Origin of the sequence: Massilia suwonensis (assembly GCF_042655665.1) — a bacterium.
Classification (GTDB): domain Bacteria; phylum Pseudomonadota; class Gammaproteobacteria; order Burkholderiales; family Burkholderiaceae_D; genus Telluria; species Telluria suwonensis.
Window position 1 is genome coordinate 930,431 of the sequence record NZ_JBHSMR010000013.1, and the last position, 13,990, is coordinate 944,420.

The 13,990-nt window shown below is 65.3% G+C and carries 15 protein-coding genes; 7 read left to right on the plus strand and 8 right to left on the minus strand.

All coding sequences use genetic code 11. From position 1 onward, the window contains the following. Positions 1-84: 84 nt before the first annotated feature. From ACFPQ5_RS12120 to trhA, 3 genes are all read left to right on the plus strand, one after another. On the plus strand, positions 85-468 hold the full coding sequence (locus tag ACFPQ5_RS12120; protein WP_379755544.1) for a BlaI/MecI/CopY family transcriptional regulator: 384 nt from the start codon (positions 85-87) through the stop codon (positions 466-468). Next, the gene (locus ACFPQ5_RS12125) at positions 465-1,736 is read left to right on the plus strand and encodes a M56 family metallopeptidase (RefSeq protein WP_379755547.1); all 1,272 of its coding nucleotides are present in this window, start codon (positions 465-467) and stop codon (positions 1,734-1,736) included. The genes ACFPQ5_RS12120 and ACFPQ5_RS12125 overlap by 4 nt, the downstream gene beginning before the upstream one ends. A gap of 109 nt (positions 1,737-1,845) precedes the next feature. Further along, entirely contained in the window at positions 1,846-2,463 is a 618-nt protein-coding gene (gene trhA, locus ACFPQ5_RS12130; RefSeq protein ID WP_379755550.1) for a PAQR family membrane homeostasis protein TrhA, read from the plus strand. Here the strand turns inward: trhA and ACFPQ5_RS12135 are convergent. Next, positions 2,438-2,839 carry a hypothetical protein gene (locus ACFPQ5_RS12135; protein WP_379755553.1) on the minus strand — a complete coding sequence of 134 codons (402 nt, stop codon included), beginning with the start codon at positions 2,837-2,839 and terminating at the stop codon, positions 2,438-2,440. The two genes, trhA and ACFPQ5_RS12135, sit on opposite strands and share 26 nt — an antisense overlap. A gap of 67 nt (positions 2,840-2,906) precedes the next feature. After that, positions 2,907-4,307 (minus strand): aminotransferase-like domain-containing protein, encoded by a 1,401-nt coding sequence (locus tag ACFPQ5_RS12140; RefSeq protein WP_379755555.1) that lies wholly within the window; start codon positions 4,305-4,307, stop codon positions 2,907-2,909. 120 nt (positions 4,308-4,427) lie between these two features. On the opposite strand from ACFPQ5_RS12140, the gene ACFPQ5_RS12145 reads away from it, so the two are divergent. Next, entirely contained in the window at positions 4,428-4,661 is a 234-nt protein-coding gene (locus ACFPQ5_RS12145) for a hypothetical protein (RefSeq protein WP_379755558.1), read from the plus strand. An 86-nt stretch (positions 4,662-4,747) separates the two neighbouring features. On the opposite strand, the gene ACFPQ5_RS12150 is transcribed toward ACFPQ5_RS12145, so the two are convergent. Further along, positions 4,748-5,398 carry a 3-oxoacid CoA-transferase subunit B gene (locus ACFPQ5_RS12150; protein WP_136221461.1) on the minus strand — a complete coding sequence of 217 codons (651 nt, stop codon included), beginning with the start codon at positions 5,396-5,398 and terminating at the stop codon, positions 4,748-4,750. 19 nt (positions 5,399-5,417) lie between these two features. After that, positions 5,418-6,119: a CoA transferase subunit A gene (locus ACFPQ5_RS12155; RefSeq protein ID WP_379755563.1), complete on the minus strand. Its 702-nt coding sequence runs from the start codon at positions 6,117-6,119 to the stop codon at positions 5,418-5,420. Between the two features lie 106 nt (positions 6,120-6,225). Here ACFPQ5_RS12155 and ACFPQ5_RS12160 point away from each other — a divergent pair, with 106 nt between their 5' ends. Continuing rightward, on the plus strand, positions 6,226-6,813 hold the full coding sequence (locus ACFPQ5_RS12160) for a LuxR C-terminal-related transcriptional regulator (protein WP_379755566.1): 588 nt from the start codon (positions 6,226-6,228) through the stop codon (positions 6,811-6,813). An 88-nt stretch (positions 6,814-6,901) separates the two neighbouring features. On the opposite strand, the gene ACFPQ5_RS12165 is transcribed toward ACFPQ5_RS12160, so the two are convergent. Both ACFPQ5_RS12165 and ACFPQ5_RS12170 read right to left on the minus strand, forming a co-directional pair. Then, the gene (locus tag ACFPQ5_RS12165; protein ID WP_379755569.1) at positions 6,902-7,324 is read right to left on the minus strand and encodes an acyl-CoA thioesterase; all 423 of its coding nucleotides are present in this window, start codon (positions 7,322-7,324) and stop codon (positions 6,902-6,904) included. Positions 7,325-7,397: 73 nt separating this feature from the next. Continuing rightward, positions 7,398-8,174: an SDR family oxidoreductase gene (locus ACFPQ5_RS12170; RefSeq protein ID WP_379760093.1), complete on the minus strand. Its 777-nt coding sequence runs from the start codon at positions 8,172-8,174 to the stop codon at positions 7,398-7,400. Positions 8,175-8,350: 176 nt separating this feature from the next. On the opposite strand from ACFPQ5_RS12170, the gene ACFPQ5_RS12175 reads away from it, so the two are divergent. Together ACFPQ5_RS12175 and ACFPQ5_RS12180 are read left to right on the plus strand one after the other, a co-directional pair. Then, positions 8,351-10,027, plus strand: coding sequence for an electron transfer flavoprotein-ubiquinone oxidoreductase (locus ACFPQ5_RS12175; RefSeq protein WP_379755572.1), 1,677 nt, complete (start codon positions 8,351-8,353; stop codon positions 10,025-10,027). A gap of 258 nt (positions 10,028-10,285) precedes the next feature. Beyond that, entirely contained in the window at positions 10,286-11,485 is a 1,200-nt protein-coding gene (locus tag ACFPQ5_RS12180) for a porin (RefSeq protein WP_379755575.1), read from the plus strand. 54 nt (positions 11,486-11,539) lie between these two features. Here the strand turns inward: ACFPQ5_RS12180 and ACFPQ5_RS12185 are convergent, their stop codons facing one another. Both ACFPQ5_RS12185 and gudD read right to left on the minus strand, forming a co-directional pair. Next, the gene (locus tag ACFPQ5_RS12185) at positions 11,540-12,505 is read right to left on the minus strand and encodes a Bug family tripartite tricarboxylate transporter substrate binding protein (protein ID WP_379755578.1); all 966 of its coding nucleotides are present in this window, start codon (positions 12,503-12,505) and stop codon (positions 11,540-11,542) included. Positions 12,506-12,597: 92 nt separating this feature from the next. Then, positions 12,598-13,965, minus strand: a complete 1,368-nt coding sequence (gene gudD / locus ACFPQ5_RS12190; protein WP_379755581.1) for a glucarate dehydratase — start codon at positions 13,963-13,965, stop codon at positions 12,598-12,600. Positions 13,966-13,990 lie beyond the last annotated feature (25 nt).

Below are 13,990 nucleotides of genomic sequence, written 5' to 3' on the forward strand. Positions count from 1 at the left end.
CCGCACGGTTGGAAAATAACCTAGACAATCCTTTCTAGACAAGATAATCTAGATTCAATCACCCTGCATCGACGAGGAACCGCCATGAGCGCATCTGCCGACACACCCAAGCCCACCGCGGCCGAACTCGACCTTTTGCAGGTGCTGTGGCCGCTCGGCTCCGCGACCGCGCGCCAGGTACACGAAGCGATGCAGGCAACGCGTCCGGACGTGACCTATGCCACCGTGCTGCGCCTGATGCAGATCATGCACACCAAGGGCCTCCTGATCCGCGACGAGAGCGAACGCTCGCACGTGTATGCGCCGGCCCAGCCCCAGGATTCGCTGCAGACCAACCTGATCCGCGACCTGATGCAGCGCGCCTTTGCCGGCTCCGCCAAGGCGCTGGTGCTGGCGGCCCTGAAAAGCGGCATCTCGAAGAAGGAGCGCGCCGAGATCGAGAAGCTGCTGAAGGAGGACGACAAATGACGGGCGCCGAACTGATCGGCCACGTCGGCGCCACCCTGCTCGATTCGGTCTGGCAGGCGGCCCTGGTCGGGCTGGAAGCCTCGGTGGCGCTGATCGGCCTGCGCCGCGCGCGTCCCGAAACGCGCTACCTGACGCTCTGCCTCGCCCTGCTGCTGTGCCTGCTCTGGCCGATGGCGGAACTGATCGCGCGCCTGCATGGCGGCGCATCGGGCGCAAGCGGCACGCCCGTGCTGGCCCAGGTGCTGGCCGGCGGCGACGGCCTTGCCGGCGGCGGCTGGCGCGGCTTCCTGCAAGCTCACCTGACGTGGCTGGTGGCGGGCTGGGCGGCCTGTGCCGGCGCGCTCGGCCTGCGCCTGGCCCTGGGCCTGGTCTGGGTGAGACGGGCCGCGCAGGGCCGCCGCACCGATCCACACTGGAATGCGCGGCTGGCCGGCATGGCGGCCGGCTTCGGCATCACCCGCGCCGTCCGCCTGCGCGTGGTCGACTCGCTGGCCAGCCCGGTCACGGCCGGCTGGTGGCGCCCGGTGGTACTGGTGCCGGCGTCTTTGCTGACCGGCATGCCGCCGCAGCTGCTGGAAGCCCTGCTGGCCCACGAGCTGGCCCATGTGCGCCGCTGCGACTACCTGGTCAACCTGGCGCAGCGCGTCATCGAAACGATTTTGTTCTACCACCCCGTGGTCTGGTGGCTCTCGCACCGCATCCGTGTCGAGCGCGAGCAGATTGCGGACGATATCGCAGCAAGGCAGCTCGGCGAACCGCGGCGTCTGGCCCTTGCGCTGTCCGAACTGGAACGTCTCCAGTTCGCAACCCACGACCTGGCCCAGGCGGCCAACGGAGGAGATCTCATGTCACGCATCAAACGATTGCTACGTCCCGAAACACAGGCAACGAGCTGGAAGGCCGCGCTTCCGGTCCTGGCCATGGCGGCGGCCTGCATCGCCGGCTGCGCGCAGACCGCGACGCGGGGCGCCGCCCCGCGGCAGGAAGCGCTCAGCACCAAGCCGATTGCCCAGTTCGCTTCCTGCGCCAAGCCCGAGTACACGCCCGAGGCGCTGGCGAAACGCGCCGAAGGCACCGTGACCCTGCGTTTCCTGGTCGACACCGACGGCAGCGTCGCCGACGCCCTGGTCCTGAAGTCGAGCGGCGACCGCTCGCTCGACGAGGCGGCGCGGGTCGCAATCGCCAAGTGCCGCTTCACGCCCGGCACCGCCGGCGGCCAGCCGGTGCGCGCCTGGGTGCCGGTCCAGTACGTCTGGTCCCTGGGCTGAAAAGCAACAGCGGCGCACATGCTTCCGTTCCCGGCAGTGTGCGCCGGCGCGCCCGCGCTAGAATCGAGATGCGACGGCCGATCGTCGCGCACCGGTCAGCGGGGGCCCCATGCAAGACGGCGAAAAGCTCAACACCCTCACCCATTTCGGCGGTGCCGTGCTGGCCTTCGGCGCCAGCATTCCCCTGCTCGGGCGCGCCTTCTACGCCAACGGGCACCTGGGCCTGTTCAGCACCGCCGTCTACGCCGTCTCGCTGGTCCTGATGTATGCCTGCTCGACCGCCTACCACGGCGCCAGCGGCCAGCTGAAGCAATTGCTGCAGCGTTTCGACCACCTCAGCATCTACCTGCTGATCGCCGGCAGCTACACGCCCTTCTGCATGCTGATGCTGGACGGCAGCGAAGCCTGGATCCTGCTTGGCGTCGTCTGGGGACTGGCCATCGTCGGCATCCTGCAGGAAGCCCGGCCGCACTCCGGCGCGCGGGTGCTGTCGCTGCTGCTCTACCTGGCGATGGGCTGGTCGGCGGCGACCATGATCGGGCCGCTGCACGAGGGACTCGGCGCGGACGGCTTCGCCTGGCTGCTGGGCGGCGGCATCGCCTACACGGTCGGGATCGTCTTTTATGTGCTCGATGCGCGGCTACGGCATGCGCACGGAATCTGGCATCTGTTCGTGCTGGCGGGAAGCGCCGCGCACTACGTCACGATTTACTGGTACGTGCTCTAGCTTGTCCTGCACCGCGCACACGCCACCACAGAAGTGCCGCGCATGCAGCGAACATCCCGATCGCAAAGAGGTTGAGCACCAGCACGGCGTTCGGCAGGTAGACGACGGCCCCCAGGTTCAGCCCGCCGCGCACACGGTAAGCGAAGCTGGAATCGAATGCGTGGTAGGTGGCGAGCTGCAGGCCATAGAAGGCCAGCGCGGCAAGGTGCCCGGCTGGCCGCCCGCGCCAGGCATTTATTCCGGCAAACAAGGCCAGCAGCGAGAGCAGCGCCAATGCGCCGCTCGCACTGCCGGCAAGCATCCAGACGGCAAGGCCGAGCAGGCCGTCGAGGATGGTGAGGCCGGCCAGGATGCGCTCGACGCGAATCCATCGCACGTGGCTTGCGTTATCGAATGGGACGGCTGAAGTCGTGTCGGGATGAAGCACAGTGTTTCCTCGATAGTCAAACCACGGCAGCACTGAACGGCTCGGGCCGCCGCGCGAGCAGGTCGGACAGCCGCTGAAGCCCCGCCTGCAGGCGTCCACGGTCCTGGATGCTGCCCAGGGAGATCCGGATTGCATTCACGAATGCGCCGCCGGTTGCGAATGCCTCCGCCGGCGTGACGGCGATGCCCTCGTTGTCGGCTGCACGCGCCAGCTGCGCGGAGTGCCAGTACGCCGGCAACTCCAGCCAGACATGCAAGCCGTCTCCCGCGCCGCTGTAGCGTCCCGCCAGGATATCGCGCGCCATCCGGTGGCGCAGGCGCGCCTCCTTGCAGACGCCCGCCAGTAAGCCGTCGGCCGAACCGTCGAGGATCCACTGCGTGGCCAGGGCGGCCGTCAGCGGAGCGGCCATCAGCGCAAACGACCTGAGCGCGGCCAGGAAGCGTTCGCGTTCCTGCGGGTCGCGCACGAGCACGAAGGCGACGCGCAATCCGGGCGTCAGGCATTTCGACAGGGTCGAGATGTAGAGCACCTGGTCCGGGGCAAGCGCGGCAATCGGCGGCGGCGGGGCATCGGCAAGGAGCCAGTAGGGATCGTCCTCGACAATGCGTACATTGCAGCGCTGGGCGATGGCGGCGAGCTCCTTGCGCCGGCGTTCCGGCACGGTGACCGCGGTCGGGTTCTGCAGGGTCGGATTGAGGTAGACCAGCCCGGGCTTGTGCCGGCGGCAGGCTTCCTCGAGCTTCTCGGGCAGCATCCCATGCCTGTCCGCTTCCACCGCAAGGACCTGCCGGCCGAACTGGGCCGCCGCGGCGCGCAGGCCCGGATAGGTCGCCGGCTCGGCGAGGATAACGTCGCCAGGCGCCGTCAGCGCCAGGATCAATGCGGCGATCGCCGCCTGCGCGCCCGGACAGACGACCAGTTGCCCGGCATCCAGCTGCCCGAACATCGGTTCCAGCCACCTGGCGCCGGCCTTGCGGTCGGCGTCGCTGCCTCCGCCAAGGTGGTAGGTCATCAGCGATGCGTTATCCGCCCTCATCAGTACTTGCGACAGACCCTGTTTCAGCATGTCGTCGAAGTCCACGCCGTCCGGCGGTGGCGGCGTGTTCATGCTCAGGTCGAGGACCGCCGTCAACTCGACCTTCGGCGCCGCGACGTAGGTGCCGCGCGCGCCGCGGCCCTCCAGCAAGTTGCGGCGCCTGGCTTCGTCGTAGGCGCGCGTGACCGTCGTCAGGTCGACCTCCAGCTGCGCCGCCAGCTGGCGCTGCGGAGGAAGACGGTCGCCCGGTCTCAGGAATCCGTCCGCCACCGCCGCCTGCAAGGCATCCGCAATCTGCAGGAAACGCGGCCCTTTGTGCGCGGCCAGGCGCGGCAGCCAGCTTGGCAGATCCTCATCTTGTATGGTTTTCAACTGGGACATTTTGTCTCAATGTATGGATTTTGCTTTTGAGTAGAATGCCTCAAAACGGGTAGCAACACCATCCATGCATGGAGGCCGCTGACGTTTTCTCCTCTCTCATCTGTATCGGCAAAGCAAATCATGGAATGGTTCCCTATCGTCGCCGTGACGTTCAAGTTTCTCGTGCTGGGCACGGGGATGTTCTTTGCCATCAAGTGGCATTATGACCAGGGGAAGAAGGGAAAGGAGAAGGAGCGTCGAGCCGTGCTGCGCGCGAGCGCCAAGGTGGCTGTAGCCTTCGTGCTATTGCTCGTGGTCTTGGTGTACGGGACCTTTTTCCTTGCCAAGAGGCTCGGTATGGACCTGGGCTTTTGATCAAGGAAAAGATTGGTCGGCCGATAAAAACAAAAAGCCCGGCACACGCCGGGCTTTTTTGACTACTGCAAGCCTGGTCGCCTGAGTCAGACCGCCGACACGTCCAGCTCGGCAGCAGTGGCTTCCACAACTTGCTCCTTCGTCACGCCCGGCGCCAGTTCCACCAGCTTCAGGCCGCTGTCGGTCACATCGATCACACCGAGGTCCGTGATGATGCGGTCCACCACGCCGACGCCGGTCAGCGGCAGGTCGCATTTCTTGAGGATCTTGTGGCTGGTCGAGCCGTCCTTGGCGGTGGCGACGTGTTCCATCACGACGACCACGCGCTTGACGCCGGCGACCAGATCCATCGCGCCGCCCATGCCCTTCACCATTTTGCCCGGGATCATCCAGTTGGCCAGGTCGCCGCGCTCGGAGACCTGCATCGCGCCCAGGATGGCGAGGTTGATCTTGCCGCCGCGGATCATGCCGAAGGAATCGGCCGAGCTGAAGTAGGCGGCGCCCGGCAGCGCGGTCACGGTTTGCTTGCCGGCGTTGATCAGGTCGGCGTCGACCGCGTCGTCGGTCGGGAACGGGCCGATGCCGAGCAGGCCGTTTTCCGATTGCAGGAAGACTTCGATGTCCTGCGGCACATAGTTGGCGACCAGGGTCGGCAGGCCGATGCCCAGGTTCACATAGAAACCGTCCTGCAGTTCCTTCGCCGCGCGCGCGGCCATTTCATCACGAGTCCATGCCATGTTCTGTCTCCGGTCGATATTAGTTGGCCGCGCGCACGGTGCGCTGTTCGATGCGCTTTTCCGGCGTTGGATTGTGGACGATGCGGTGCACGAAGATGCTCGCGGTGTGCACCTGGTCCGGATCGATCTCGCCGATCTCGACCAGCTCTTCGACTTCGACGATGCAGACTTTACCGGCGGTGGCGACGTTCGGGTTGAAGTTGCGCGCGGTCTTGCGGAACACCAGGTTGCCGGCCTTGTCGGCCTTCCAGGCTTTTACCAGCGAGACGTCGGGCACGAGCGAGCGTTCCATGACGTACTGTTCGCCGTCGAATTCGCGGGTTTCCTTGCCGTCGGCAACGATGGTGCCGTAGCCGGTCTTGGTGAAGAAGGCCGGGATGCCGGCGCCGCCGGCGCGCAGCTTCTCGGCCAGCGTGCCCTGGGGCGTGAATTCGAGCTCGAGTTCGCCGGCCAGGAACTGGCGTGCGAATTCCTTGTTTTCGCCGACATACGAGGCGATCATCTTCTTGATCTGGCGCGTTTCCAGCAGCTGGCCGAGGCCGAAGCCGTCCACGCCCGCGTTGTTGGAAATCGCGGTCAATTGCTTCACGCCGGAGTCGCGCAGCGCCGCGATCAGCGCTTCCGGAATGCCGCACAGGCCGAAGCCGCCGACGGCGATCGTCTGGCCGTCTTGAACGACGCCGGCCAGTGCCGATGCCGCGTCAGGATACACTTTGTTCATACCCGTCCCTTTTGTAGATTGGCTGAATTGCCGTTTATGTACCGCAGAGTAGAATGCCAGCATAAAATAGGCCGATTCAAAGCACAATACCGTAGAACTACCGGCCATGGCCCTGCCTCAAGACACGCGTCCCGCGAATCCATCCTACACCATCGATTACGAGATGATTTTCCAGCATGCGCCGGTGGGCATGTGCATCTCCGTCAATCGCGTGATCCAGTCCTCGAACCAGGCGCTGGCCGCCATGTTCGGCTACGAGCGCGACCAGCTCGACGGCCAGTCCTTCGCCGTGCTGTATCCGACCATGGACGAATTCCTGCGCACGGGCGACCGCATCGTCCCCATCATGAATGCGAAGGGGCGCTATTCGGACGAGCGCATCATGCGCCGCGGCGACGGCGAGCTGTTCTGGTGCCACGTGACGGGGCGCGCCCTGAACGCCAGCGAGCCGCTCGGCGCGGGCGTCTGGACCTTCGAGGACGTGAGCGAGAAGCGCCCGGTGACGGCCGAGCTGACGCCGCGCGAACGCGAGATCGCGGCTCTGCTGGTGGAGGGCAAGACCAGCAAGATCATCGCGCGCGAGACGGATCTGAGTCCGCGGACGGTGGAGATGCATCGGGCGAAGCTGATGCGCAAGTTTTCGGCATCGACCTCGTCGGAATTGGTCCACAAATTGGTGGGGGTGGCGCGCTAGCGATGTAACGCGTGGAGTCAGGACTCCACCCTACGATCCGTGGTGTACGTAGGGTGGAGTCCTGACTCCACGCGGTTCACCGTATCCCTTATTGCGGCACCGGCAACAGCGCGCGCACTTCTTCAGGCAGCGGCACCGACTTCTCGACCGCGAAATCCACCCACACGATCTTCGCCGCACCTTCGGCGTGCAGCGCTCCGGCCTGCCCGTCCTCGCCAACGAGGCGGATCTCGTGCATGACCTCGAAGCTCGAGCGCCCCGGCGCGGCCGCGTACGACGTGACTTCGATCTGGGCCGGATACTTCAGCTGCTTGAGGAAGGAACAGCGCGCGTTGATCAGCACCGGGCCGACGCCGCTCGGATCGGGCAAGGCGCCGATCTGTTCGAGCCAGGCGATGCGGGCCGTTTCGATGTAGCGGAAATAGACGGTGTTGTTGACGTGGCCCATGGCGTCCATGTCGCCCCAGCGCACGTCCATGCGCATCGTGTGGATCAGTTTTTTGTCGCTCATGCTTCAGACTCGTTACGTTAAAAAAAATGGCGCCGCTTCCGGCGCCACTTCCGCTATTTTACGACGCGCGTGACTACTGCGCCGTCATGCCGTCGTCCGCCGTGATGATGGCGCCATTGATGAAGTGGGCCTCGTCGGCCGCGAGCAGCAGGAGCAGGCCGTCCAGGTCTTCCGGCTTGCCGGGACGCTTGCGCGGCAGCAGGTCGATCAGCTTGCGGCCCTGTTCGGTCTCGAAATAGTCCTCGTTCATCTCGGTGGCGATGTAGCCGGGGCAGATGGCATTGACGTTGATCCCGTACTTGCCCCACTCGACCGCCATCGCCTTCGTCATCTGCACCACGCCGGCCTTGCTCATGCAATAGACGCCGATCTGCGGCAGCACGCGCAGGCCCGCCACCGAGGCGATGTTGACGATGCGGTGCTGTTTTCTCGGGTCGCCCTTGGCGCGCTGGATCATACGCTTGGCGGTCTGCTGCGCAACGAAGAAGGCGCCGCGCAGGTTGGTGTCCATGATGTACTGGTAGTCGTCCTCGGTCACATCGAGCAGGCGCTGGGTGCTTTGCACGCCCGAGTTGTTGATCAGGATGTCGATCGGGCCGGCCTCGGTTTCGGCGTGGGCGATCGCCGACTTGATGCTGGCCATGTCCGTCACGTCCAGGTTGACCACGTGGGCGGCGCCGCCGTCGGCCTCGATCTCGGCGCGCAATTCCTTGAGGCGTTCGGTGCGGCGCGAGGCCAGTACGACCTGCGCCCCGGCCCCGGCCAGGGCTTTCGCGAAGCGCGCACCGAGCCCGCTGGAGGCGCCGGTGACCATCGCAATCTTTCCTTCGTAATTCACTTCGATGCCCACGTTCGCTCCTGTCCTGTTGTGCTCCGACACGGTTGATGTCGAAGGCATAATGATGTCATAAATCGCCGGTATTAGATTACTGACCCTAATATTCCGCCTAAAATGGCGCCCGACATTGCATTCGCGCGGAAAAACCCGCACACTCGTGCTTAAATTTTTTTGACCATACCAACACCATGACAGAGACAACCAACATCCTCGAACAATACGGCCCGCGCGAAGCGATGGAGTACGACGTCGTCGTCGTCGGCGGCGGCCCGGCCGGCCTGTCGGCAGCGATCCGCCTGAAGCAGCTGGCGGCTGAAAAAGGCCAGGAAGTCTCGGTCTGCGTCCTGGAAAAAGGCGGCGAAGTCGGCGCCCACATCCTCTCGGGCGCGGTCATGGATCCGATCGCCCTGAACGAATTGTTCCCGAACTGGAAGGAACTCGGCGCACCGCTCAACACCGAAGTGACCGAAGACCGCGTCCTGTTCCTGACCGAGACCAAGGCGACGGCGACGCCCTCGTTCATGGTCCCGAAGATGCTGACCAACCACGGCAACTACATCATCTCGCTGGCGAACGTCGTGCGCTGGCTGGGCCAACAGGCCGAAGCCCTGGGCGTCGAAGTCTTCCCCGGCTTCCCGGCGGCGGAGATCCTGTACAACGAGGATGGTTCCGTTAAAGGTGTCGCGACCGGCAACATGGGCGTGGACCGCGAAGGCAATCCGACCGACGCCTTCCAGCTGGGGATGGAACTGCACGCGAAGTACACCTTCTTCGCCGAAGGCTCGCGCGGCCACCTCGGCAAGCAGCTGATGGCGAAGTACGACCTGAACCGCGGCAAGGATCCGCAGACCTACGGCATCGGCATCAAGGAACTGTGGGAGATCGACCCGGCCAAGCACAAGCCGGGCCTCGTGATCCACACGGCCGGCTGGCCGCTGGACAAGGACACCTACGGCGGTTCCTTCCTCTACCACCTGGAAAACAACCAGGTCGCGGTCGGCTTCGTGGTCGGTCTCGCCTACCAGAACCCCTACCTGTCGCCGTACGAGGAATTCCAGCGCTACAAAACGCACCCGGCGATCCGCGGCTTCTTCGAAGGCGGCAAGCGCATCTCCTACGGTGCGCGCGCGATTACCGCAGGGGGTTTGCAATCCTTGCCGAAGACCGTATTCCCGGGCGGCGCCCTGATCGGCTGCGACGCCGGCTTCCTGAACACCTCGCGCATCAAGGGCAGCCATAGCGCCATCAAGACCGGCATGCTGGCCGCCGAAGCGGCCTTCGAGGCCCTCGGCGCGAACCGCCAGCACGACGAACTCACGGCCTACCCGGCAGCCTTCGAGAAATCCTGGCTGTACGAGGAACTGCACCGCGCGCGCAACTTCAAGCCGTGGATGAGCAAGGGCCTGTATCTCGGCACCTTCATGACCGGCGTCGACCAGATGCTCTTCCGCGGCAAGGCGCCATGGACCCTGCGCCACAAGCACGCCGACCACGAATGCCTGCGCCCGGCCTCGGAGTTCAAGCCGATCGTGTATCCGAAGCCGGACGGCAAGCTGACCTTCGATCGCCTGTCCTCGGTCTTCATCTCGAACACCAACCACGCCGAAGACCAGCCGGTGCACCTGACGCTGAAGAACCCGAGCATCCCGGTCGACGTCAACCTCGCCAAGTACGCCGGCCCCGAGCAGCGCTATTGCCCGGCGGGCGTGTACGAGTTCGTGAAGACGGACGCCGGCCAGGACCGTCTGCAGATCAATGCGCAGAACTGCGTGCACTGCAAGACCTGCGACATCAAGGATCCGACGCAGAATATCGTGTGGGTGACGCCGGAGGGTGGCGGCGGGCCGAATTATCCGAATATGTAAGTCTGGCGGGCGCTTCTGGCGCCCGTTTTTTTAGGGTCTATTTGGCGCACGTAAACGCGTGGAGCCGGGACTCCGGTGAACCCGTCATTGAGGCCATTGGCCTCAATGACCCCTACGATTCATTGGTATTCGTAGGGTGGAGTCCTGACTCCACGCGGTACGGCGTTTGAGCAGACGTTGTTTTGCGGCAACTCCGCGCTTCCGATGAGATTACTCGCATGTGATAATCCTGCTTTGCAATCTCACCAATTCTCACCGATGCCACGTTCCACCGCGCTGTACCCCGCCCTGCTCTGCACCCTCCTCGCCGCTCTCCCCGCTTCGGCCCAGAACCAGTCCTTCCTGATGTCCCGCATGTCCCAGCTGCCCGAATATGGCAACACGGGCGACAGCGTGCGCATCTACGGCACCGTCGATCTCGGCATGATGCACACGAAGACCGACCACGCGGCCGGCCGCTGGCAGCAGCAAAGCGGCGGCGCCTATACCTCCAAGCTCGGTTTCTACGCGTCGGAAGACCTGGGCGGCGGCCTGAAGGCGGAAGCGAAGCTGGAAGCGGGCTTCAACGCCGATACCGGCACCCAGCAAAGCAGCGCCCTGTTCAACCGCGAATCCTGGGTCGGCCTGAAATCGAGCACCTTCGGCACGCTGCGCTTCGGTAACCAGATCAATGCGATGCTGCCGCTGTTCGTCGATCCCTTCGTGCTGGTGCCGACCAATTCGGTCTACACCTGGGTCGGCGGCGGCGCCATGCAGGGTCCGCGCGGCGTCGGTGCGAATACCGACCTCGGCCCGGGCGCCGCAACCATCCCCGTGCGCGTGCCGAAGTCGCTGACCTACGCCACCCCACGCGTGATGGGCTTCGGCGCGCAGGCGATCTACGCCACCAACCCTTACGGCACGAGCGAGCCGAAGGTCGGCACGCGCGGCGGCGTGCTCTCCTTCACCGATGGCCGCGTCTACCTGGCGGCGAGCATGACCCAGGTCTGGAGCAGCCCGGTCACCGTCAATGTCGGTCAGCCGGCGCAATCGGTACGCACCGACATCCCGGCCGTCGGCGCCCTCTACGACACGGGCAAGCTCGTGCTGTCGGCCTCGTACGCGCGCACCACGCCGCAACTCGCCGGCGCCGGCGAAGCACAGATCTCGACGCTGGGCGCGATCCTGGTCCAGGACCGCCTCAGCTGGCGCGCCTCGCTGGTGCACCGCGACACCGACGGCGCGCGCAATGCGGCCGGCAGCCCGGTCGAATCCTCGGCCCTGGGCCTGATGCTGGGCGTCGACTACGACCTGTCGCGCCGCACCGGCCTGTACGCGCGCGCCGGTTCGGTGCGCAACTTCGGCGCCTCGACCATCATCCTGAACAGCGTGGCCCTGCCTTTCGAGGCCGGCAGCACGGCGCCGCAACTGGGCATCGAGACCCGGACCCTGTCCTTGGGTGTGTTCCACAACTTCTAAACAAAAACGGCGCGGGTCCGCAGACCCGCGCCGTTTTTCATCCAGCGGCCGTCTTCAGTCGAGCGTGATCTTGCCCACTTCGATCACGTTCTTCCAGCGCGCCTGTTCGGCGGCCAGGAACTGGTCGAACTGTTCGGGCGTATTCGCCACCACCTCAAAACCCTGCTCGACCAGCTTGGACTTCAAGTCCGGTTCGTTCAGCGCGGCCACGATGGCGCCGTGCAGCTTCGCCTTGACGTCCTTCGGCAAGCCTTTTGGCGCGGCGATCGCCTGCCAGGAATAGATTTCCACGCCCGGCACGCCCGATTCCGCCAGCGTCGGCAGCTTGGGCAGGACGGCGGAGCGCTGTTCGCCGGTGACGGCCAGGGCCTTCAGCTTGCCGCTCTTGATGTAGGGGAGCGCGGCATTGATGTTCACGAACGAGACGTCGGTCTGGCCGCCCAGCAGGTCGGTGATCGCCGGCGCGCCGCCCTTATACGGCACGTGCAGGCCGCTGGTGCCGCTCTTCTGCCAGAACAGTTCGGCCGTCAGGTGGTCCGAGCTGCCGTTGCCGGAGGACGCGAAGTTGACCTTGCCCGGGTTCTTCTTCAGGTAGGCGACGAAGTCCTGGATGTTGTTCGCAGGGAGATCGGGCCGCGCGACCAGCACGTTCGGCGCGCGCACGGCCACCGTCAGCAGGTCGAAATCGCGCTGCGGGTTATAGGCCAGGCCCTTTTGCAGAAACTGGTTGACAGCATACACGCCGATCGAGGCCACCATCACCGTGTAGCCGTCGGCCGGCGCACGCTTGACCAGGCCGGCGCCGATCGCACCGGTGGCGCCGGGACGGTTGTCGACGACCCAGGGCTGGCCGAAGCGGGTCGAGACCTTCTGGCCGACGGCGCGCGCGATGGCGTCGGTGGAGCCGCCCGGCGGGAACGGCACCACGGCCGTGATCGGCTTCTCCGGGTAGGCGGCGTGTGCGCCAGTGATCAGCACCATGCTCGACAGCACACCGAGCAGCAACTTCTTTGCATTCATTTCGTGTCTCCTGATTATTGTAGTCTAGGGCGTTGAAAGTGATACAAGCTGTCTCGCTTGGGCGGATGCCCGGCGAGACTTAATGAACATGCTCAACGGACCAGGCAAGGCCCCTTGGCGTCGAACTTCCAGTTCGGCACCAGGAACTGCATCGCTGCCGCGTCGTCGCGCGCGCCCAGGCCCATGTTGCGGTAGGCCTGGTGCGCCTTCTCCAGTTCCACCATGTCGAGTTCGATGCCCAGGCCCGGCTTTTCCGGAATCCGGATCATGCCGCCCTCGATCTTCATCGGTTCTTTCGTGAGGCGCTGGCCGTCCTGCCAGATCCAGTGGGTGTCGATCGCCGTGACCTTGCCCGGTGCGGCGGCGCCGACGTGGGTGAACATGGCCAGCGAGATGTCGAAGTGGTTGTTCGAATGCGAGCCCCACGTCAGGCCGAACATCTGGCACAGCTGGGCCACGCGCACCGAACCCTGCATGGTCCAGAAGTGCGGATCGGCCAGCGGGATGTCGACCGACTGCAGCTGGATCGAGTGGGCCATCTGGCGCCAGTCGGTGGCGATCATGTTGGTCGCGGTCGGAAGGCCGGTGGCGCGGCGGAACTCGGCCATCACCTCGCGGCCCGAGAAGCCGTCCTCGGCGCCGCACGGGTCCTCGGCATAGGCCAGCACGCCGTGCTTGTCGCGGCAGACGCGGATCGCGTCTTTTAATAACCAGCCGCCGTTCGGGTCGAGCGTGCAGCGCGCTTCCGGGAAGCGCTCGTGCAGCGCGACGATGGCTTCCATCTCGGCGTCGGCGCTGAGCACCCCGCCCTTCAATTTGAAATCGTTGAAGCCGTAGCGCTCCCTGGTCGCTTCGGCCAGGCGCACGATGGCTTCCGGCGTCAGCGCTTCCTCGTTGCGCAGGCGGAACCAGGCGTTGTCGGCGTCCGGCTCGGCGCGGTAGTCCAGCGGCGTCTTCTTGCGGTCGCCGACATAAAAAAGGTAGCCCAGCATCTCGACCGCGTCGCGCTGCATGCCTTCGCCCAGCAGGCTGGCCACCGGCACGTTCATGAACTGGCCGAGCAGATCGAGCAACGCCGATTCGACCGCGGTGACGGCGTGGATCGCCACGCGCAGGTCGAAGGTCTGCTGGCCGCGGCCGCCCGCGTCGCGTTCGGCGAAGGCGCTGCGCATGGTGTTGAGGACATTGTTGTATTCGCCCAGGGTCTTGCCGACCACGAGCGAACGGGCATCCTCGATCGTCTGGCGGATTTTTTCGCCGCCCGGCACTTCGCCCAGGCCGGTGTTGCCGGCGCTGTCGGTCAGGATCACGATGTTGCGGGTGAACCAGGCGCCGTGGGCGCCGGAGAGGTTCAGCAGCATGCTGTCCTGGCCGGCGACCGGCACGACGCGCAGCGAAGTGATGGTTGGGGCGCCCGAGGCGTTGCCGGCGGCGGTAGTCCGGGCCTGTGCTTGTTCCACGTATGTCTCCTGGTGCGGTATGCCT

Coding starts and splice junctions, on each gene's coding strand:
- ACFPQ5_RS12120 (WP_379755544.1), top strand. CDS start 85: ATGAGCGCATCTGCCGACACACCCAAGCCCACCGCGGCCGAACTCGAC.
- ACFPQ5_RS12125 (WP_379755547.1), top strand. CDS start 465: ATGACGGGCGCCGAACTGATCGGCCACGTCGGCGCCACCCTGCTCGAT.
- trhA (WP_379755550.1), top strand. CDS start 1,846: ATGCAAGACGGCGAAAAGCTCAACACCCTCACCCATTTCGGCGGTGCC.
- ACFPQ5_RS12140 (WP_379755555.1), bottom strand. CDS start 4,307: ATGTCCCAGTTGAAAACCATACAAGATGAGGATCTGCCAAGCTGGCTG.
- ACFPQ5_RS12145 (WP_379755558.1), top strand. CDS start 4,428: ATGGAATGGTTCCCTATCGTCGCCGTGACGTTCAAGTTTCTCGTGCTG.
- ACFPQ5_RS12150 (WP_136221461.1), bottom strand. CDS start 5,398: ATGGCATGGACTCGTGATGAAATGGCCGCGCGCGCGGCGAAGGAACTG.
- ACFPQ5_RS12155 (WP_379755563.1), bottom strand. CDS start 6,119: ATGAACAAAGTGTATCCTGACGCGGCATCGGCACTGGCCGGCGTCGTT.
- ACFPQ5_RS12160 (WP_379755566.1), top strand. CDS start 6,226: ATGGCCCTGCCTCAAGACACGCGTCCCGCGAATCCATCCTACACCATC.
- ACFPQ5_RS12165 (WP_379755569.1), bottom strand. CDS start 7,324: ATGAGCGACAAAAAACTGATCCACACGATGCGCATGGACGTGCGCTGG.
- ACFPQ5_RS12175 (WP_379755572.1), top strand. CDS start 8,351: ATGACAGAGACAACCAACATCCTCGAACAATACGGCCCGCGCGAAGCG.
- ACFPQ5_RS12180 (WP_379755575.1), top strand. CDS start 10,286: ATGCCACGTTCCACCGCGCTGTACCCCGCCCTGCTCTGCACCCTCCTC.
- ACFPQ5_RS12185 (WP_379755578.1), bottom strand. CDS start 12,505: ATGAATGCAAAGAAGTTGCTGCTCGGTGTGCTGTCGAGCATGGTGCTG.